We start from the raw sequence: 17219 nt of genomic DNA on the forward strand, positions 1-17219 counted from the left end.
CCTGACCCACCGACAATCCCCGGTGGGAGCGGGCTTGCTCGCGAAGGCGTCAAGTCAGCCGCCATCAATGCTGAATGAACGGGCTCCTTCGTGAGCAAGCCCACGCCCACATTTGGATTTTCAGTGTGTCGGTCAGTGTGATTCGGCACCGGTCCGCAGCGTCTAGCCCCAGTGTCCCCGCAATCCCATGGGGCGAGACTTCGGAACCCGGCATGCAAGCGCTGTTGAACGAGATTCTTGACGCTGTCCGGCCCCTGATCGGGCAGGGCAAAGTGGCTGACTACATTCCCGCCCTCGGCACCGTGCCGGCCAATCAGTTGGGCATTGCGGTGTATGGCAACGACGGCGAAATGTATTGCGCCGGCGACGCCGAGACGCCGTTCTCGGTACAGAGTATTTCCAAGGTGTTCAGCCTGGTGCAGGCAATCGAGCATTCCGGCGAGGCGATCTGGGAGCGCCTGGGGCACGAGCCGTCCGGCCAGCCGTTCAACTCGCTGGTGCAACTGGAGTTCGAACGCGGGCGTCCGCGCAATCCGTTCATCAATGCCGGGGCGCTGGTGATCTGCGACATCAATCAGTCGCGATTCGCCGCGCCGGCCTTGTCGATGCGTGACTTCGTGCGGCGCCTGTCGGGCAATCCGCAGGTGATCGTCGACGGCAAGGTCGCCGAATCCGAATACCAGCATCGCGCCCGCAATGCGGCCATGGCGTACCTGATGCAATCGTTCGGCAACTTCCACAACGATGTCGAAGCGGTGCTGCGCAGCTACTTCAGCCACTGCGCGTTGCGCATGAACTGCATCGATCTGGCCCGGGCGTTCTGCTTCCTCGCCAACGACGGTTTCTGCAAGCACAGCGGCGAACAGATCCTGACCCGGCGCCAGACCCAGCAGGTCAACTCGATCATGGCCACCAGCGGCCTGTACGACGAGGCCGGCAACTTCGCCTACCGCGTCGGTCTGCCGGGCAAGAGCGGGGTCGGCGGCGGGATCGTCGCGGTGGTGCCCGGGCAGTTCACGGTGTGCGTGTGGTCGCCGGAACTCAACGCCGCCGGCAACTCGCTGGCGGGGATGGCGGCGCTGGAGATGCTCAGTTCGCGGATTGGCTGGTCGGTGTTCTGACCTGATCTTCCAAACACCACGAAACCTGTGGGAGCGGGCTTGCTCGCGAAGAGGCCAGCACATTCAATATCCATGTTGATGGTGCCGACGCCTTCGCGAGCAAGCCCGCTCCCACAGGTTCGGTGGTGTTTGTAGAAGGTGTGTTTCAGCGCAGAATCCGCTACATTTTCCGGCCGCCCCTCTTATGGTGAATCCGCTTCATGTCTCTTGCGCTCGAACGTCTAGTCGCTGGCACGCCGATCCCTTTCGCTGGTAACCGCGTGACCGTGGTCAGCCCCGAACTGGCGGCGCGGTTTCAGCCCGGTGACCACCTGCTGGTCGAGCAGGTGAGTGGCGAGCTGTTGCTGATTCCGGTGGTCGATCAACAAGCGGCTGCAGTGGCGATCGAGCGTGCTGAAGCGGCATTCACTGCATTGTCGGCAGTGTCCGACGAAGCCATCAGTCGCTTCTTCGACCTGTTCGCGCAACGCCTGGAAACCCCGGAATGCTGGACCTTGATCGAAGCCGCGAACCTGGCCGACATCGAGCGAGCCAAGGCCCGTGGTCGCTCGACCACCCGACTGCTTGCCGACGAACGCATGCGCCGCGACATGATCGCCGGTCTGCGCGCCTGGCGTGATGCGCCGGCCACGCGCGGCAAAGTCATCAGCTGCGTGGAACACGACGGCTGGAAGGTCGAGCAAGTGGTGTCGCCGCTGGGCATCGTCGCCTTCGTGTTCGAAGGACGACCGAATGTGTTCGCCGATGCCGCCGGCGTACTGCGCACTGGCAACACCGCAGTGCTGCGCATTGGCAGCGACGCGTTGGGCACCGCGCAAGCGATCGTCACTCACGCGCTGAACCCGGCGCTGGCCGATGCTGGTTTGCCGGCGGGTGCGGTGTCGCTGGTGGAAAGTGTCAATCACGCGGCCGGGTGGGCGATGTTCGCCGACCGACGTCTGTCGCTGGCGGTGGCCCGGGGTTCGGGGCGTGCGGTCAGCCAGTTGGGCAGCATCGCCCAGCAGGCGGGCACGGCGGTCAGCCTGCATGGCACCGGCGGCGCATGGTTGGTTGCTGATCGTGATGCCGATGCCACACGTTTTGCCGCCGTGGTACGCAATTCGCTGGATCGCAAAGTCTGCAACACCCTGAACGTCTGCCTGATTCACCGCGAGCGTGCTGCCGAACTGGTGCCGCTGTTTCTCGATGCGCTGAAGCAGGCCGGCAATGCACGCGGGCAGGGCTGCAAATTGCACATCGTCACAGGCAGCGAAAGTTACCTGCCGGCCGAGTGGCAGAACGCGACGGTCGAGGTCTATCGCGCCGAGGGTTATCAGACCGAAGCCCTGGCCGAAGCGCTGGCGGAATCAGAGCTGGGCCGCGAGTGGGAATGGGAAGAAACCCCGGAAGTCAGCCTGATGATCGTCGACGATCTGGATCAGGCGATCACGTTGTTCAACCGCTACAGCCCGCAGTTCACGGTGTCGCTGATCAGTGAGGATGCTGGCGCCCAGGAACGCTTTTACAACGCGGTGAACGCTCCGTTTGTGGGCAATGGGATTACCCGCTGGGTCGATGGGCAGTACGCGTTGAACAAGCCGGAACTGGGTCTTTCGAACTGGGAGAGCGGGCGCTTGTTTGCGCGCAGTGCGATTCTTTCGGGGGATGGGGTGTTTACGGTGCGGAGTCGTATGACTCAGATCGACCTCACCGTAAAACGCTGACGCTGATCCTGAAGTAGCCACCTGTCTCTGTAGGAGCTGCCGAAGGCTGCGATCTTTTGATCTTGTTCTTAAAAGCAAAATCAAAAGATCGCAGCCTTCGGCAGCTCCTACACAGTATGAGTATCAGGCAGCTGCGCTGGTGTTTGCCTGAATGGCACAAGTCGCTGGCTGCTCGGCCAGCGGCACAAACGTACGGCGGTCAGCCGCCAGCGCATCGATCGAGCCGGTCTCGATGTCATACACCCAGCCATGCAGATTCAGCAGGCCTTTCTCCTGGGCCAGGCGCACGCTCGGGTGGGTCTGAATATTCGCCAGTTGCGCGATCACATTTTCCCGCACCATCGAACTCAATTTCGCCGCGTCATTGGCGTGCGGCCGCGCCTCGTTCACCACTTTCGCCGACTCGGCATGTTGCAGCCAGCCGCTGACGGCGGGCAGATGATCCATGCATTTGCACTGGGCAATCGCGGTCATCGCGCCGCAATCGGAGTGGCCGCAGATCACGATGTCAGTCACCCCAAGCACCGCCACCGCGTATTCCACCGTTGCCGAAACCCCGCCCGGATGCGGGCTGTAGGACGGCACGATATTGCCTGCGTTACGGATCACGAACAGCTCGCCGGGTTCTTGCTGGGTCAGCAGTTCCGGCACCACGCGGCTGTCGGAACAGGTGATGAACAAGGTTCCGGGTTGCTGGGTGGTCGCCAGGTGTTTGAACAGTTCGGTGCGTTGCGGGAAGGCTTCGTTCTGGAACTTCAGGAAACCGTCGATCAGGCTTTTCATGGTGTAGTCCTCTTAGTTCGAGCAACCGTTGCCGAATTCGCTGTATTGAAGAATGTGTTTGTCGCCATTGCTGTCCAGATACGTCATCTCCACCGGCACCACGCCACAGACGTCGGCAACCGGGGTAATGCTCACGACTTCGGCGATGTCCAGGTGCATGCCGTAGTGGTAGGCCACGGCATCTTCATCGGCATGAACCTGAGTGGACAGGCCGGCAAGCAGGGCAAGGGCCAGCAGAATTTTTTGCATGGGGCAGCCTCCAGACGTATTGGGGAACGGTTGCAATGAAAGTGTTGGGGGGGGCCGCCCCTCGGGGCGGGCCAGGCGGATCAGAACGGACGCAGGGGCAGGAACTTGCCGTCGAGGGTGACCACGGCGCGAGAGCCGCCTTCCGGGTCTTCGACTTTCTTGATGTCGAGCTTGAAGTTGATGGCGCTGATGATGCCGTCGCCGAACTGCTCGTGGACCAGGGCTTTGAGGGTGGTGCCGTAGATCTGGATCATCTCGTGGAAGCGGTAGATGGTCGGGTCGGTCGGCACGCCGCTGAGGCTGCCACGCAGCGGGATGATCTGCAGGGCGGCAACGGCGTCGGCGTCCAGTTCAAGTTTGTCACCAACCACTTGCGCGGCGGTTTGTGGCAGTGGGTGCTGGCCGAGCAGGGCAGCGGTGACGTAGGCCAGGCTCAGGCCGGTGTCGTCGGCCAGATCCTGCCACGACAGGCCTTTGCGTGCCTTGATGTCGAGAATGCGGGTGGTCAGGGCCAGGCTGGCGTCGTTGTAGGCGTGGGACTGTTGCATGGTGTCACTCCTTTCAGGGTTGGCTTGCTGTGTGGGAGCAATCTTCTGCCGATTGATCCATAGCGTCCAAGACCGATATACAATACAATGCATAAGCCCTGCCTATAGATGGTGATCCCATGTTGTTGCGACATTTGCGTTATCTGCTGGCCGTGGCCGACCACGGCGGCTTCACCCGGGCGGCGGAGGCGTTGCATGTGTCGCAGCCGACCTTGTCGCAACAGATCCGCCAACTGGAAGAAAGCCTCGGGGTGAACCTGTTTGATCGCACCTCGCGCACGGTCAAGCCCACCGATGCCGGTGAGGCCTACATCGAATGCGCGCGGCGGGTGCTGGTGGAACTGGAGGCGGGCAAGCGGGCGTTGCATGACGTGAAGGATCTGTCCCGTGGCAGCTTGCGTCTGGCCATGACCCCGACCTTCATGGCCTATCTGGTCGGGCCGTTGGTGCGCGATTTCGCGGCGCGCTATCCGGGTATTCATTTGCAGATTTTCGAACTGTCGATGGACGACATCGAGGCTGGGCTGGCGGATGACTCGCTGGACATCGCGATTGCCTTTACCCCGGTGCGCCACCCGGACATCGAGTGCATTCCGGCGTTTACCGAAACCCTGGGGATCATGATCGGCCGCGAGCATCCGTTGTACCAGAGCACATCGGTGCTGACGGCGAGTGACCTTGCGCAGCTGGATTTCGCCTTGCTGGCATCAGACTTCATTACCCGGTTATCGATTGATGAGTATTTTCGTCAGCAGGGGATTACGCCGAAGGTGCGGATCGAGGTGAACTCGGTGAGCACATTGCTCGAGGTAGTGCGCCATTCGCCAATGGCGACGATGTTGCCGGAGGCGATTGCCACCGAAGACCGTGCGTTGCGTCGGCTGCGGGTCGAGAACGAAGCGCCGCAGCGCGGGGCGGCGTTGTTGCGGCGGCGCAATAATTACCACAGTGCGGCGGCAGTGGCGTTTATGAATCTGGTACTGGAAACGAAAATCTAACCAACGATACAGTCCCCCCCTGTGGGAGCGGGCTTGCTCGCGAAAGCGGTGTCTCAGTTGAGATGATGGTGACTGACACGGCCCATTCGCGAGCAAGCCCGCTCCCACAGGGTTATATGGTGACTCGCAGATGTAAAAAGGGCCTGCTTCTTTTGGAAGCAGGCCCTTTTTATTTATTGAAGTTTTAACTCAGTAGAACCGGTCAATCACCCGAACTTCATTCTTGTTCTGCATCGAATCCCACGCCTGTTTCAGCGTCTGCAGCACATTGCCGATGAAGTCCTTGTCGGCCGCAGCTTTTTTGCCGACATAACCGTGGCCGCGGCGGTACATCTTCAGGCGGGCCAGCAGGTTCTGGTTGCTGCGATCGAATTCTTCTTCACCAGCGTGGGGCGACAGGCAGTCGATATGCACCTGACCCGACTTGCTGATCCAGAGAATGTGGCTGTCGTGGCTGTCTTTTTGCGCAGCGAACATACGAGCCAGTTCTTCGATAGTAGGTTGATTGTTCAGATTCATGATGTTTGCCCCTTGACCAGTCTGGTGATCTTTCAAAGTTGATTCGCTAATACAGGTAGCCCATCGGTTAGTTGATCCCTGGCACCGAAACCAGGACGTCAGCGGTCGCCCGTGAGAAGTACGGGGTCATGCGTCTGTTGCATGTAGTCGTGTTGAATAACTGCTACGCAATAGCGTCACAACGAGGAGAAGCAGCGAAAACCGGGAGGCTCCTTGACGACGTTTTCAGGGTCGGCCACAAGCGTCTTGAGAATTTTCGCCAGCGCTTCTCGTCCTTGTACTGGACGTTCAGGCCAGGTCAGCTTCTTCAATCTGCCTTGTGGGCAGCGTGTATCCGGAAAAAACAACTCGGCGGTCAGACGAGTTTGCTCAAGCGTGTTACTGATGTTCCCGATCGGGGAACGTCTTCATCATGCAAAAGCAAAACGGTGCCGTCAACGGTTTTGTAGTGATTATTTTTGTTCACTACATATTGTCGGACAAAGCTGTTTTGGAATGAGAAAAGTTTCGTTCAGGCAACTGAAGCGGGGACGTTCAGGACGTAGAAGGTGCAGGGGTAACCGTCTACCGAGCGCTGCTGGCGGGTGAACTCGCCACCGCTCAATTGCGGGATCAGCCCGGCCCAGAAGCGCTGTGCAGGCAGGTTGGCGTCGATATGAAAAATCTGCCATCGACCTGGCAGACGGCTCAAGAGGGCAGAGACGACAAACTGCGCGACGCCTTGGCCACGAAAGCGTCGGGTGAGGAAAAAGTAGCCGATGTTATGTTCGGCGCCGTCGATGTGGGTTTCATCATCCACGGTCACGAAACCGGCCAACTCACCGTCGACGCAGATCAGGAACGGTTGGGTAGCTGGATTGCGCCAGTAATCGTCCTTCTGCTGAATGCTGAAGAAGCCATGTTCGCCGAGCTTAAGTGGTAGCCATTGGCTGAAGTCGTACATGTAGAACTGCATGAGGTTTTCGATGGTTTGCAGTTCGTCGCGGTGGGCGGCTAGCAGTTCGATGGTGGGCATTGGGGGGAATTCCTGAAGATTGCGACTTCAGTATTGTCGACTCAACACCCTGTGGCGAGGGAGCTTGCTCCCGCTGGGTTGCGAAGCGGCCCTAAAGCCTGCAATCGCGATGTTTCAGATAGACCATAGTTGCAGGTTTTGCGACTGCTGCGCAGCCGAGCGGGAGCAAGCTCCCTCGCCACAGGAGCTCAGCAGGTTTGAGTTATTTGGCGGTACGCTTGGTTGCACTGGCGGTTTTGCTGCGCGTCGATTTGCGTTTCTTCTTCCACGGCGCCGCAGCCTTGCCGGCAGGTGGCGGGCCGCTGATGGTCAGGCTCAGCGCCGAACAGCGGCTGACCTGCTTGCTCATCCACGCCGCCTGTTTGGTGACGAACTCTTCCAGACTCATCTCGCCGCTCTGCACCATGTCCAGCGCCTGTTCCCAGATGGCGGTAGTGCCGGGGTCGGCAATTGCCCGTGGCACGGCGTCGATCAGGCTGAAGGCTGCAGGCGTCGCGGCCAGCGCCTTGCCGTTTTTCAGCAGATAACCGCGGTCCAGCAGGCCCTGAATGATCGAGGCTCGAGTGGCTTCGGTACCGATGCCGGTGGTGTCCTTGAGTTTCTGTTTGAGCAGCGGATCTTCCACCAGTTTGGCGACGTTCTTCATCGCCTTGATCAGATCGCCCTCGGTGTAGGGTTTGGGCGGCTGAGTCCAGAGATCCTTGAGGTTCACGCCGGCCACGGCGCAATCGATACCCTGGCTCAGCGCCGGCAGGGTTTGCGGGGCTGGCGCTTCACGGCCCTTGGCCGGGGCGAGGGCTTCGGGCAAGGCGCGTTTCCAGCCCGGTTCGATAATCTGCTTGCCGACGGCGCGCAATGCTTCACCGGCGCAATCGAAATCGGCCTGGGTGCGATCGTATTCGTGGTTGGGCAGAAATTGCGCCAGATAGCGCGCGCGAATCAGCGTGTAGACCGCCCGGTGCTTACCGCTCAAACGCTCGAGATTTTTCGCCGCCGCTGTGGGGATGATGCCGTGGTGGGCGCTGACCTTGGCGTCGTTCCACGCCCGTGAGCGGCGTTGCGGGTCGAGGTGACCGTTCAGCGCATCGAGGCTTGAGTCGGCCTGACGCAGTGCAGCGAGTATCCCCGGCGCCTCGCTGTGCTGGCTCAGCGGCAGGAAGCCGCAATCACTGCGCGGGTAGGTGATGACCTTGTAGGTTTCGTACAGCGCCTGGGCGATGTCGAGGGTTTCCTGGGCGCCGAGACCGAGTTTCTTCGAGCAGACTTCCTGCAGGGTGCCCAGATCGAAGGGCAGCGGTGCCACTTCACGCATGCGCTCGGTGCGCAATTTCACCACCCGTGCGCTGGCCGCATTGCTGATCGCAGTCGCCGCTTGCTGCGCCAACGCCTGATTCAGGCAGCGATCCTGATCGTCGCAAACGTCGGAGGGCGCACGCCATTGTGCAGTGAACGGCGTGCCGTCGTGCAGCAGTTGCACATCGATCGCCCAATACGGCACCGGCACGAAATCGGCGATGCTGCGGTCGCGATCCACCACCAGCCGCAGTGTCGGCGTCTGCACCCGGCCGACGGGCAGCACGCCCTGATAGCCGGACTGCCGGCCCAATAACGTGAACAGGCGACTCATGTTCATACCAATCAGCCAGTCCGCGCGGGAGCGCCCCAGCGCCGAGTGATACAGGCTGAAGGTTTCCGCCCCCGGCTTCAGTGCGGCCAGGGCCTTGCGGATCGACGCTTCATCCAGCGCCGACAGCCACAGGCGACGGATCGGCCCGCGATAGCGGCAGTGCTCGACCAGTTCCCGGGCAATCATCTCGCCCTCACGGTCGGCGTCGGTGGCGATGATCAGTTCGCTGGCCTCGTCCAACAGGCGCTTGACCGCCTTGTACTGGCTGGCGGTGCGCGGCTTTACGGTCATTTTCCACTTGTCCGGAATGATCGGCAGATCCGCCAGCACCCAGCGCTTGTAGCGCGCGTCGTAGGCATCCGGCGGGGCAGTTTCCAGCAGGTGGCCGATGCACCAGGTCACCGTGACGTCCGTTCCCAGCCAGCAGCCGTCGCCCCGGCGCTTTGCACCGAGCACGGCCGCAATGTCTTTGGCCTGGGAAGGTTTTTCACAGAGGTACAGCCGCATAACCACCGTCGTCAATCAGTTCACTGGAGGTGCACAGAATGGCCGGAGTTCGCGCCTGGGGCAACTTTTATCTGTATGGATATACAGATAAAAACGTTGCCGGGAATGACCGGTATTACCGGGACGGCGCGGGCGACTATCGAGAAATCGAATGGCACCGCGCTTGCCGGGCATGGCAGGTTCGTCGGGCCTTTAAGAAACGCGAGTGACAGGACGATCTCGCCAGAAGATCGCCACGGTCCGAACGCACTGACCACTCTGAAACAAGGAAGTCCCACCATGGCCCAAGCCAAAGCGAAAACCAGCAGCGCCTATGACGAAGTGAATGCCTTCAGCCACCTGTACGACCGTGGCGTCGGCCTGGTGAACGGCAAACCGTCTTTTACCGCCGACCAGGCAGCCGACGAAATCCTGCGCAAAAACCTGTCGTGGCACGACAAGAACGGCGACGGCAAAATCTCCCTGACCTACACCTTCCTCACCGAGAAACCGGCGAACTACAACCCGAACCTCGGCAATTTCAGCCAGTTCAGCGCGCAGCAAAAGGCTCAAGCCATACTGGCGATGCAATCGTGGGCCGATGTGGCCAAGGTGACATTCACTGAAGGCACGGGCGGCGACGGCCACATGACCTTCGGCAACTACGATGTCAGCACCGGCGGCGCGGCGTTCGCCTACCTGCCGAGCGGCGGCAGCTACGATGGCCAGTCGTGGTACCTGATCAACAACCAGTATCAGGTCAACAAGACCCCGGACACCAACAACTACGGGCGTCAGACCCTGACTCACGAAATCGGCCACACCCTCGGCCTGTCGCACCCGGGCGCCTACAACGCTGGCAATGGCAACCCGACCTACAACGACGCAAAGTACGCCGAAGACACCCGTGGCTACAGCCTGATGAGCTACTGGAGCGAAGCCAATACCGACCAGAACTTCAGCAAGGACGGCAGCGGCGCCTACGCCTCCGCGCCGTTGCTGGACGATATCGTGGCGGTGCAGAAACTCTACGGTGCCAACTACGCAACCCGCGCCGATGACACCACCTACGGTTTCGGCTCCAACGCCGGCCGCGATTTCTACAGCGCTACGTCGGCGGCGTCGAAAGTTGTGTTCTCAGTGTGGGACGGTGGCGGTAACGATACGCTGAACTTCTCCGGCTTCACCCAGAACCAGAAGATCAACCTCAATGAAGGTTCGTTCTCCGACGTTGGCGGGCTGGTCGGCAACGTATCGATTGCCTATGGCGTGACCGTGGAAAATGCGGTTGGCGGTTCGGGCAATGACCTGCTGATCGGCAACTCGGCCGTAAACCATCTGTTCGGCGGAGCCGGCAACGACATCCTTTACGGCGGTGGCGGCGCCGATGTGTTGTGGGGCGGCGAGGGTGCGGACACTTTCGTGTTCGGTGCGGCCAGTGACTCGACCAACAACCAGCCGGACTGGATCATGGATTTCAAAAGCGGCGTGGACAAGATCGACATCTCGGGTATCGCCGGTTTCGCCACGGGCGCGGCCACGTTGAACTTCGTCAATGCTTTCACCGGCCATGCGGGCGATGCGATCCTGACTTACTACGCGCAGGGCGGTCAGACCACGCTGCTGGTTGATCTGACCGGGCAGGGGCAGATCGACTTTGCCGTTGGTGTGGTGGGGCAGGCGCTGGCGACTGATATCGTGGTTTGAGCTGATCCTGACTGACACCGATGCAGGGCAAGTGTTGTCCTGTGGCGAGGGAGCTGGCTCCCGCTCGGCGGCGAAGCCGTCGCAAAACCTGAAATCGCGTTATACCTGATGCAGCGCGATTTCCGGATTTGGGTCTGCTACGCAGCCCAGCGGGAGCAAGCTCCCTCGCCACAGTTCATTTGTCCCTGGAGAAACCCCCATGAGCACCACCGGCCTCAACCCCGTCATCACCCTCGAAGAACTCTCCGGTTGCCTGCTGGTGAAATTCCACGGCATCCAGGTCGCGGCGTCCTCTCATGTGCTGGTTCTCCATGAGGCCAACTACCCGGCGGTGTACTACGTGCCCCGCGAGGACATCGACGAGAAATACTTCGCCCGCACTGACCACACCAGTTATTGCCCGTACAAGGGCGATGCCAATTACTTCAGCCTGCAGGTGCCGGGGCATGAGGGGGCGAACGCGGTGTGGACGTACGAGAAACCGAAAATCTCGGTGGAGCAGATCAAGAACTATGTGGCGTTTTATCCGGATCAGGTGAAGTTTGAAGTGATCAAGGCTGACGCTTAGTTCCTGGATGAAGAGATTTAATTGTGGCGAGGGGATTTATCCCCGATGGACTAAGTAGTAGTCCCATTTTTCACGGGGGGCGCTACGCACCCCATCGGGGATAAATCCCCTCGCCACAGGTTTTTTTCACCAAAGGATCATGTGTGCAGGTTCAGAATCAGTTCTTGTCCAGATCGATATTCTTGGTCTCACGCAAACAGATCATCCCCACCACCAGGCTCACCCCGGTAATCAGCACCGGGTACCACAGCCCATAGAAAATATCCCCGGTGTACACCACCAGCGCGAATGACACGGTGGGCAGGAATCCACCAAACCAGCCATTGCCGATGTGATACGGCAGGGACATCGAGGTGTAGCGGATGCGGGTCGGGAACAGTTCGACCATCAGCGCCGCGAGCGGGCCGTAGCACATGGCCGAGATGATGATCAGCGCGACGATCAGCGCCACGATCATCGGTTTGTTGATCTGTTGCAGGTCGGCCTGTTGCGGGTAGCCGGCGAGGGTCACCGCGCCACGCAGGGCGGATTCGTCGTAGCCGTCGATCTTCACGTCACCGACGCTGACCTGCACGCCACTGCCGGCCGGGGCGGCGGCGCTGGAGTAGGGCAGGCCTTGCTTGACCAGGAAGGTCTTGACCTTGTCGCACGGGCTGTCGAATTTGGCCTTGCCCACCGGGTCGAACTGGAAGGTGCAGGTGGCCGGATCGGCCAGCACGGTGATCGGTGCCTGACGGCTGGCTTGATCGATTGCCGGGTTGGCATAGTGCGCCAGGGATTTGAAAATCGGAAAGTACAGCGCCGTCGCCAGCAGCAGGCCGAGCATCAGCACCGGTTTGCGTCCGACCTTGTCCGACAGCCAGCCGAAAATGATGAAGAACGGCGCGCCGATCACCACGCTGATGATCAGCAGGGTGTTGGCCACCGCCGGGTCCATTTTCAGAAACTGGGTGAGGAAGAACAGCACGTAGAACTGCGCGGCGTAGAAGGTCACCGCTTGCCCGGCGTTGATGCTGAACAAGGCGATCAGCACCACTTTGAGGTTTTCCCATTTACCGAAGGATTCGCGGATCGGTGCTTTCGATGCCTTGCCTTCCTCTTTCATTTTCAGATACGCCGGCGACTCGTGGAGGCTCAGGCGGATCCAGGTGGAAATGCCCAGCAGCACGATCGACAGCAGGAACGGAATACGCCAACCCCAGACTTCAAACTGATCGCCAGTGAAGTAGCGGCACCCGAGCACCACCAGCAGCGACAGCAGCAGGCCGAGGGTTGCAGTGGACTGAATCCAGCTGGTGTGGAAGCCGCGTTTGCCGATTGGCGCGTGTTCCGCCACATAGGTCGCCGCACCGCCGTATTCACCGCCCAGGGCCAGACCCTGGAGCATGCGCAGCACCACCAGAATGATCGGTGCGGCAATGCCGATGCTGGCGTAGGTCGGCAGCAGGCCGACGCAGAATGTGGCGATACCCATCAGGATGATGGTGGCGAGGAAGGTGTATTTGCGTCCGATCATGTCCCCCAACCGACCGAACACCAGCGCCCCGAACGGCCGCACGATAAACCCTGCGGCGAAGGCCATCAGCGCGAAGATGAACGCCGTGGTGTCGTTGACTCCGGCGAAAAACTGCTTGCTGATCACCGCCGCGAGGGCGCCGTAGAGGAAGAAGTCATACCACTCGAAGACCGTCCCCAGGGACGAGGCGAAGATGACTTTCTGCGTGGCATTGCTGGTGCTGGCGCCGCTCGCGGCGTCCAGCGGCTGAGCGTGTTCTGACATATCGAAATCCCTCACAGTGATTGTTTTTGTTGTTCCACTGGTGTTGCGTGTCCGGGTGAAGCGCGATGTCTTGAATCTGCTGTTGATTCCTGTGGGAGGGGGCTTGCTCCCGAAGGGGCCGTGTCAGTCAAATCATGGGTGAATGACACTCCGCTTTCGCGAGCAAGCCCGCTCCCACACTGGGGCTGTGAACAGGTCCTGAAAGGATCAGCTGTGCCGCCTTCTCGGCAATCATCAGCGTAGGCGAACAGGTGTTGCCCGAGGTGATACGCGGCATGATCGAGGCGTCGGCGACGCGCAGGCCGGGCACGCCATGCACGCGCAATTGCGCATCGACCACCGCGTCAGCGTCATTGCCCATGCGACAGGTGCCGACCGGATGGAAAATCGTCGTACCGATGCGCGCCGCCGCTTCGTGCAGTTGCTCCTCGCTTTGCAGGCTGTCGCCGGGCAGATATTCCACCGGTTTGAACGCTTGCAGGGCCGGGGCGCTGACGATGCGGCGGGTCAGGCGGATCGCATCCGCGGCGACGCGCAAATCTTCGGGATGACTCAGGTAATTGGGTTGAATCAGCGGTGCTTCCTGCGGATCCGTCGAGCGGATTTCAATGCGACCCCGGCTCTGCGGACGCAAATCACACACCGACGCGGTGAACGCCGGAAAGCTGTGCAGCGGCTCGCCAAAACGCTCCAGCGACAGCGGCTGCACGTGGTATTCAAGGTTGGCAGAAGTCTGCTCTGGCCCTGAGCGGGCAAACGCGCCCAACTGACTCGGCGCCATCGACAGCGGCCCGCTGCGGTCATACAGATAACGCAGGCCCATGCCCATCTTGCCCCACACGCTGCCGGCGATCTGATTCAGGGTGCGGGCGTTTTGCAGTTTGTAGATCAGGCGCAGTTGCAGGTGATCCTGCAGATTGCCGCCGACCCCCGGCAGCTCATGAGTCACGCCAATGCCGAGGCGCTCGAGCAGCGGACGCGGGCCGATTCCGGAGCGCTGCAGAATGCTCGGTGACCCGACGGAGCCAGCGCAGAGGATGATCTCCTTGCGTGCCTTGAAGCTTTTCGTGTGCCCTTCGTGACGTGCGCTGACCTTCGATGCCCGCCCGTTTTCCAATAGCACGCGATCAACCTCAACCCCGGTCAGCACCGTCAGATTGGCCCGCTCGCGAATCGGTTTGAGAAAGGCCTTGGCCGCGTTCCAGCGCACCCCGGCCTTCTGGTTGACCTGAAAGTAGCCGCAACCCTCGTTATCGCCCTGATTGAAGTCGTCGATGCTGGCGATGCCGCTCTGCTCGGCGGCGCTGCGAAACGCGTCGAGAATCGGCCACGACAGGCGCTGTTGCTCGACCCGCCATTCACCCTTGGCGCCGTGAAATTCAGCGGCGCCGGCAAAGTGATTTTCGCTTTGTTTGAACAGCGGCAGCACGTCGTTCCAGGCCCAGCCCGAATTGCCTTCGGCCGCCCAGCCGTCGTAGTCACCGGCCTGGCCGCGCATGTAGATCATGCCGTTGATCGAGGAGCAGCCACCGAGCACTTTGCCGCGTGGGTAGCTCAGGCTGCGACCTTGCAGGCCGGGTTGCGCTTCGGTCTTGAAGCACCAGTCAGTGCGCGGGTTGCCGATGCAGAACAGGTAACCCACGGGGATGTGAATCCACGCATAGTTGTCGCGTCCGCCGGCTTCGAGCAGCAACACCCGCTGCTGCTTGTCTGCCGACAGTCGATTGGCCAGCAAGCACCCGGCAGGGCCGGCGCCGACCACGATGTAGTCGTATTCTTCAAGGGAAGTCTGCATTCCCTGACCTCGCTTTTTGTTTTTATTGTCGGACACTCTAGTTGTTAGCTTTCGTCAAAAGAATGTTAGTTTTTGCGCAGCCGCTGTGCGTTTTCAAACAGCCTGGATTGACGATAGCTGACAAGGACACCCCATGTTCGACTGGAACGACCTGCGGTTCTTTCTGGAGTTGCAACGCAGCGGCCGCCTGCTCACCGCTGCCCGGCGTCTGAACACCACTCACGCCACCGTGGCCCGTCATATCGAGGCCATCGAAAAGAGCCTCGGCACCGCGCTGTTCGTTCAGCACGCCCAAGGCTACGAAATGACCCCGGCAGGCGAGGCGCTGCTCAAGCACGCCGAAGCCATGGAAAACGTTGCGCTGCTGGCTCAGGAAGAAATCACCCAGTCCACCGCGCCGCTGGGCAAGATCCGCGTCGGCGTCACTGAGGGGCTGGGCATCAAGTTTCTCGCCAGCCGCATGATCGGCCTGTTCGAACGCTATCCGGGGCTGGAGGTGGAACTGGTCGCCGTGCCGCGCTTCGTCAGCATCCTCAACCGCGAGGCGGAAATCAGCATTCATCTGGAGCGCCCGGCGGCAGACATGCTGGTCACGCGCAAGCTCACCGACTATCGGTTGGCGCTCTACGCCAGCCAACGCTACCTCGACAACGCGCCGCCGTTGCGCAGCCGCGAAGACCTCGGGCGGCATGCGTGGATCGGTTATGTCGATGATCTGCTGTTCAGTCAGGAACTGATGTTCCTCAACAGCTTCTGCCGCAGCCCGCGCGTGGTGTTCCATAGCACCAGCGTCATCGCCCAGCAGGAAGCGGCGCGCTCGGGATTGGGCATTGCGGTGTTGCCTTGCTACATGGCGGCGTCGGATCCGGATCTGGTGCCGTTGCTGCCGGATGACAGCATCGAGCGCAGCTACTGGATCAGCACCCGACGCGAGTTGCACAAGTCGGTAAGGCTGCGGGTGGTCTGGGATTATGTCGTCGGCCTTTGCGAAGCGGAGCAGGGCCTGCTGCGCGGATAGTCCAGCCCACACAAATCCCCCCTGTGGGAGCGGGCTTGCTCGCGAAAGCGGTATGTCTGTGACATAGGTATCGACTGACACTACGCCTTCGCGAGCAAGCCCGCTCCCACAGGGGGCTGCGGTTGTTGCCGGATGGCAGCATCGAGCGAAGTTACTGGATCAGTACCCGGCGCGAGCTGCACAAATCGGTGAGGCTGCGGGTAGTCTGGGATTATGTGGTGGGGTTGTGCGAAGCGGAGCAGGGGCTGTTGCGCGGATAGTCCAGCCCACACAAATCCCCCCTGTGGGAGCGGGTTGCTCGCGAAAGCGGTATGTCTGTGACATCGATATCGACTGACACTACGCCTTCGCGAGCAAGCCCGCTCCCACAGGGGTTCTGCGATGTGGCTTAAATCCGGGGTTGAATAATATATGGATATCCGTATATTCGGTTTTCCATATGTACGAGCCCACCCCCATGCTCACCCCCACCGAACTGTTCAAAAGCCTGGCCGATGAAACCCGTGTCCGCGCAACCTTGCTGATTGCCGAGCAGGGTGAGCTGTGTGTCTGCGAGCTGATGTACGCCCTCGACGACAGCCAGCCGAAAATCAGCCGCCACCTCGCGCAACTGCGCAGCAATGGGTTGTTGCTTGATCGCCGTCAGGGCCAGTGGGTCTATTACCGGCTCAACCCGGATCTGCCGGATTGGGTTCGGCAGATCCTCAAGGTCACGGCCACGGCCAACACCGATTGGCTCAAGGACAATGCCTGTCGCCTGCACAACATGGATGGTCGTCCTGCCCGCGAAACCGCGTGCTGCTGAACTTCAAATATTCCCGGAGCTATCCATGCGTGTCCTGTTCATGTGCACGGCCAACAGTTGCCGCAGCATCCTTTCCGAGGCCGTGTTCAATCATCTGGCACGCGAGGGTTTCGAGGCTGTGAGCGCCGGCAGTTTTCCCAAGGGCCAGGTGCTGCCACGCAGCCTGACGACTTTGCAACAGGCTGGTATCGCTATCGACGGTTTGTACAGCAAGGGCAACGACGCCTTCGAAGGCAACCCGCCGGACATCGTCATCACCGTCTGCGACAAGGCGGCGGGCGAAACCTGCCAGGTGTACTTCGGGCCGGCGATCAAATGCCATTGGGGGCTGGAAGATCCATCCGATGTGATCGGTGATGAGGCGACAGTGGATGAAGCGTTCCGTGCCACCGTGGCGATCATCGAGCGCCGCTGCGCAACGTTCCTCGGTCTTCCTTTCAAAACACTCAGCCGCGTTGAGCTTCAGCGCGAACTTGATCGCATTGGCTCCCTCTGAG

17 protein-coding genes and 1 pseudogene are annotated in these 17219 nt (G+C 60.6%); 10 read left to right on the top strand and 8 right to left on the bottom strand.

Annotation, left to right across the window (positions count from 1 at the left end; all coding sequences use genetic code 11):
- Positions 1–212 precede the first annotated feature (212 nt).
- Complete coding sequence (gene glsB, locus AC27VU_RS10830) at positions 213–1121, top strand: glutaminase B (protein ID WP_003226050.1); 909 nt, start codon at positions 213–215, stop codon at positions 1119–1121.
- A gap of 200 nt (positions 1122–1321) precedes the next feature.
- Positions 1322–2824 (top strand): aldehyde dehydrogenase family protein, encoded by a 1503-nt coding sequence (locus AC27VU_RS10835; protein ID WP_488724034.1) that lies wholly within the window; start codon positions 1322–1324, stop codon positions 2822–2824.
- A gap of 123 nt (positions 2825–2947) precedes the next feature.
- Here the strand turns inward: AC27VU_RS10835 and AC27VU_RS10840 are convergent, their stop codons facing one another.
- The 3 genes from AC27VU_RS10840 to cynS all read right to left on the bottom strand — a co-directional run bounded on the left by AC27VU_RS10840 (position 2948) and on the right by cynS (position 4404).
- Positions 2948–3607 carry a carbonic anhydrase gene (locus tag AC27VU_RS10840; RefSeq protein ID WP_488724035.1) on the bottom strand — a complete coding sequence of 220 codons (660 nt, stop codon included), beginning with the start codon at positions 3605–3607 and terminating at the stop codon, positions 2948–2950.
- A gap of 12 nt (positions 3608–3619) precedes the next feature.
- On the bottom strand, positions 3620–3856 hold the full coding sequence (locus AC27VU_RS10845) for a DUF2790 domain-containing protein (protein WP_103521585.1): 237 nt from the start codon (positions 3854–3856) through the stop codon (positions 3620–3622).
- Between the two features lie 80 nt (positions 3857–3936).
- Positions 3937–4404: a cyanase gene (gene cynS, locus AC27VU_RS10850; protein ID WP_003226042.1), complete on the bottom strand. Its 468-nt coding sequence runs from the start codon at positions 4402–4404 to the stop codon at positions 3937–3939.
- 119 nt (positions 4405–4523) lie between these two features.
- Here cynS and cynR point away from each other — a divergent pair, with 119 nt between their 5' ends.
- The gene (gene cynR, locus AC27VU_RS10855) at positions 4524–5402 is read left to right on the top strand and encodes a transcriptional regulator CynR (protein ID WP_488724036.1); all 879 of its coding nucleotides are present in this window, start codon (positions 4524–4526) and stop codon (positions 5400–5402) included.
- A 189-nt stretch (positions 5403–5591) separates the two neighbouring features.
- Here the strand turns inward: cynR and AC27VU_RS10860 are convergent, their stop codons facing one another.
- The 3 genes from AC27VU_RS10860 to AC27VU_RS10870 form a co-directional block, all read right to left on the bottom strand.
- On the bottom strand, positions 5592–5921 hold the full coding sequence (locus AC27VU_RS10860) for a hypothetical protein (RefSeq protein WP_007966852.1): 330 nt from the start codon (positions 5919–5921) through the stop codon (positions 5592–5594).
- Positions 5922–6432: 511 nt separating this feature from the next.
- Complete coding sequence (locus AC27VU_RS10865; RefSeq protein WP_488724037.1) at positions 6433–6936, bottom strand: GNAT family N-acetyltransferase; 504 nt, start codon at positions 6934–6936, stop codon at positions 6433–6435.
- A 202-nt stretch (positions 6937–7138) separates the two neighbouring features.
- Complete coding sequence (locus tag AC27VU_RS10870) at positions 7139–9070, bottom strand: DNA topoisomerase III (protein WP_488724038.1); 1932 nt, start codon at positions 9068–9070, stop codon at positions 7139–7141.
- A gap of 38 nt (positions 9071–9108) precedes the next feature.
- Here AC27VU_RS10870 and AC27VU_RS10875 point away from each other — a divergent pair, with 38 nt between their 5' ends.
- The 3 genes from AC27VU_RS10875 (at position 9109) to AC27VU_RS10885 (ending at position 11324) form a co-directional block, all read left to right on the top strand.
- Complete coding sequence (locus tag AC27VU_RS10875; RefSeq protein ID WP_201137277.1) at positions 9109–9279, top strand: hypothetical protein; 171 nt, start codon at positions 9109–9111, stop codon at positions 9277–9279.
- A gap of 70 nt (positions 9280–9349) precedes the next feature.
- Entirely contained in the window at positions 9350–10756 is a 1407-nt protein-coding gene (locus AC27VU_RS10880) for a serralysin family metalloprotease (protein WP_488724039.1), read from the top strand.
- 199 nt (positions 10757–10955) lie between these two features.
- Positions 10956–11324 (top strand): DUF427 domain-containing protein, encoded by a 369-nt coding sequence (locus tag AC27VU_RS10885; RefSeq protein ID WP_262142602.1) that lies wholly within the window; start codon positions 10956–10958, stop codon positions 11322–11324.
- 157 nt (positions 11325–11481) lie between these two features.
- On the opposite strand, the gene AC27VU_RS10890 is transcribed toward AC27VU_RS10885, so the two are convergent.
- Positions 11482–13104 carry an MFS transporter gene (locus tag AC27VU_RS10890; protein WP_003226027.1) on the bottom strand — a complete coding sequence of 541 codons (1623 nt, stop codon included), beginning with the start codon at positions 13102–13104 and terminating at the stop codon, positions 11482–11484.
- Positions 13105–13231: 127 nt separating this feature from the next.
- Positions 13232–14899 (bottom strand): GMC family oxidoreductase, encoded by a 1668-nt coding sequence (locus AC27VU_RS10895; RefSeq protein WP_488724040.1) that lies wholly within the window; start codon positions 14897–14899, stop codon positions 13232–13234.
- Between the two features lie 133 nt (positions 14900–15032).
- Here AC27VU_RS10895 and AC27VU_RS10900 point away from each other — a divergent pair, with 133 nt between their 5' ends.
- The 4 genes and pseudogenes from AC27VU_RS10900 to AC27VU_RS10915 all read left to right on the top strand — a co-directional run bounded on the left by AC27VU_RS10900 (position 15033) and on the right by AC27VU_RS10915 (position 17218).
- Positions 15033–15917, top strand: coding sequence for a LysR family transcriptional regulator (locus AC27VU_RS10900; RefSeq protein WP_488724041.1), 885 nt, complete (start codon positions 15033–15035; stop codon positions 15915–15917).
- Between the two features lie 122 nt (positions 15918–16039).
- Positions 16040–16177 (top strand): annotated as a pseudogene (locus tag AC27VU_RS10905) (LysR family transcriptional regulator); the annotation flags it as partial.
- A 197-nt stretch (positions 16178–16374) separates the two neighbouring features.
- Positions 16375–16722 carry a metalloregulator ArsR/SmtB family transcription factor gene (locus AC27VU_RS10910; protein WP_488724042.1) on the top strand — a complete coding sequence of 116 codons (348 nt, stop codon included), beginning with the start codon at positions 16375–16377 and terminating at the stop codon, positions 16720–16722.
- A gap of 25 nt (positions 16723–16747) precedes the next feature.
- Positions 16748–17218 (top strand): arsenate reductase ArsC, encoded by a 471-nt coding sequence (locus tag AC27VU_RS10915; protein WP_488724043.1) that lies wholly within the window; start codon positions 16748–16750, stop codon positions 17216–17218.
- The last annotated feature ends 1 nt before the right edge of the window (position 17219 follow it).

It is taken from the genome of Pseudomonas sp. 14P5.3.2 (genome assembly GCF_057799175.1).

Excerpts from the sequence above, each read along its gene's own strand:
- glsB (WP_003226050.1), top strand. The coding sequence starts at position 213 with ATGCAAGCGCTGTTGAACGAGATTCTTGACGCTGTCCGGCCCCTGATC.
- AC27VU_RS10835 (WP_488724034.1), top strand. The coding sequence starts at position 1,322 with ATGTCTCTTGCGCTCGAACGTCTAGTCGCTGGCACGCCGATCCCTTTC.
- AC27VU_RS10840 (WP_488724035.1), bottom strand. The coding sequence starts at position 3,607 with ATGAAAAGCCTGATCGACGGTTTCCTGAAGTTCCAGAACGAAGCCTTC.
- AC27VU_RS10845 (WP_103521585.1), bottom strand. The coding sequence starts at position 3,856 with ATGCAAAAAATTCTGCTGGCCCTTGCCCTGCTTGCCGGCCTGTCCACT.
- cynS (WP_003226042.1), bottom strand. The coding sequence starts at position 4,404 with ATGCAACAGTCCCACGCCTACAACGACGCCAGCCTGGCCCTGACCACC.
- cynR (WP_488724036.1), top strand. The coding sequence starts at position 4,524 with ATGTTGTTGCGACATTTGCGTTATCTGCTGGCCGTGGCCGACCACGGC.
- AC27VU_RS10860 (WP_007966852.1), bottom strand. The coding sequence starts at position 5,921 with ATGAATCTGAACAATCAACCTACTATCGAAGAACTGGCTCGTATGTTC.
- AC27VU_RS10865 (WP_488724037.1), bottom strand. The coding sequence starts at position 6,936 with ATGCCCACCATCGAACTGCTAGCCGCCCACCGCGACGAACTGCAAACC.
- AC27VU_RS10870 (WP_488724038.1), bottom strand. The coding sequence starts at position 9,070 with ATGCGGCTGTACCTCTGTGAAAAACCTTCCCAGGCCAAAGACATTGCG.
- AC27VU_RS10875 (WP_201137277.1), top strand. The coding sequence starts at position 9,109 with ATGGCCGGAGTTCGCGCCTGGGGCAACTTTTATCTGTATGGATATACA.
- AC27VU_RS10880 (WP_488724039.1), top strand. The coding sequence starts at position 9,350 with ATGGCCCAAGCCAAAGCGAAAACCAGCAGCGCCTATGACGAAGTGAAT.
- AC27VU_RS10885 (WP_262142602.1), top strand. The coding sequence starts at position 10,956 with ATGAGCACCACCGGCCTCAACCCCGTCATCACCCTCGAAGAACTCTCC.
- AC27VU_RS10890 (WP_003226027.1), bottom strand. The coding sequence starts at position 13,104 with ATGTCAGAACACGCTCAGCCGCTGGACGCCGCGAGCGGCGCCAGCACC.
- AC27VU_RS10895 (WP_488724040.1), bottom strand. The coding sequence starts at position 14,899 with ATGCAGACTTCCCTTGAAGAATACGACTACATCGTGGTCGGCGCCGGC.
- AC27VU_RS10900 (WP_488724041.1), top strand. The coding sequence starts at position 15,033 with ATGTTCGACTGGAACGACCTGCGGTTCTTTCTGGAGTTGCAACGCAGC.
- AC27VU_RS10910 (WP_488724042.1), top strand. The coding sequence starts at position 16,375 with ATGCTCACCCCCACCGAACTGTTCAAAAGCCTGGCCGATGAAACCCGT.
- AC27VU_RS10915 (WP_488724043.1), top strand. The coding sequence starts at position 16,748 with ATGCGTGTCCTGTTCATGTGCACGGCCAACAGTTGCCGCAGCATCCTT.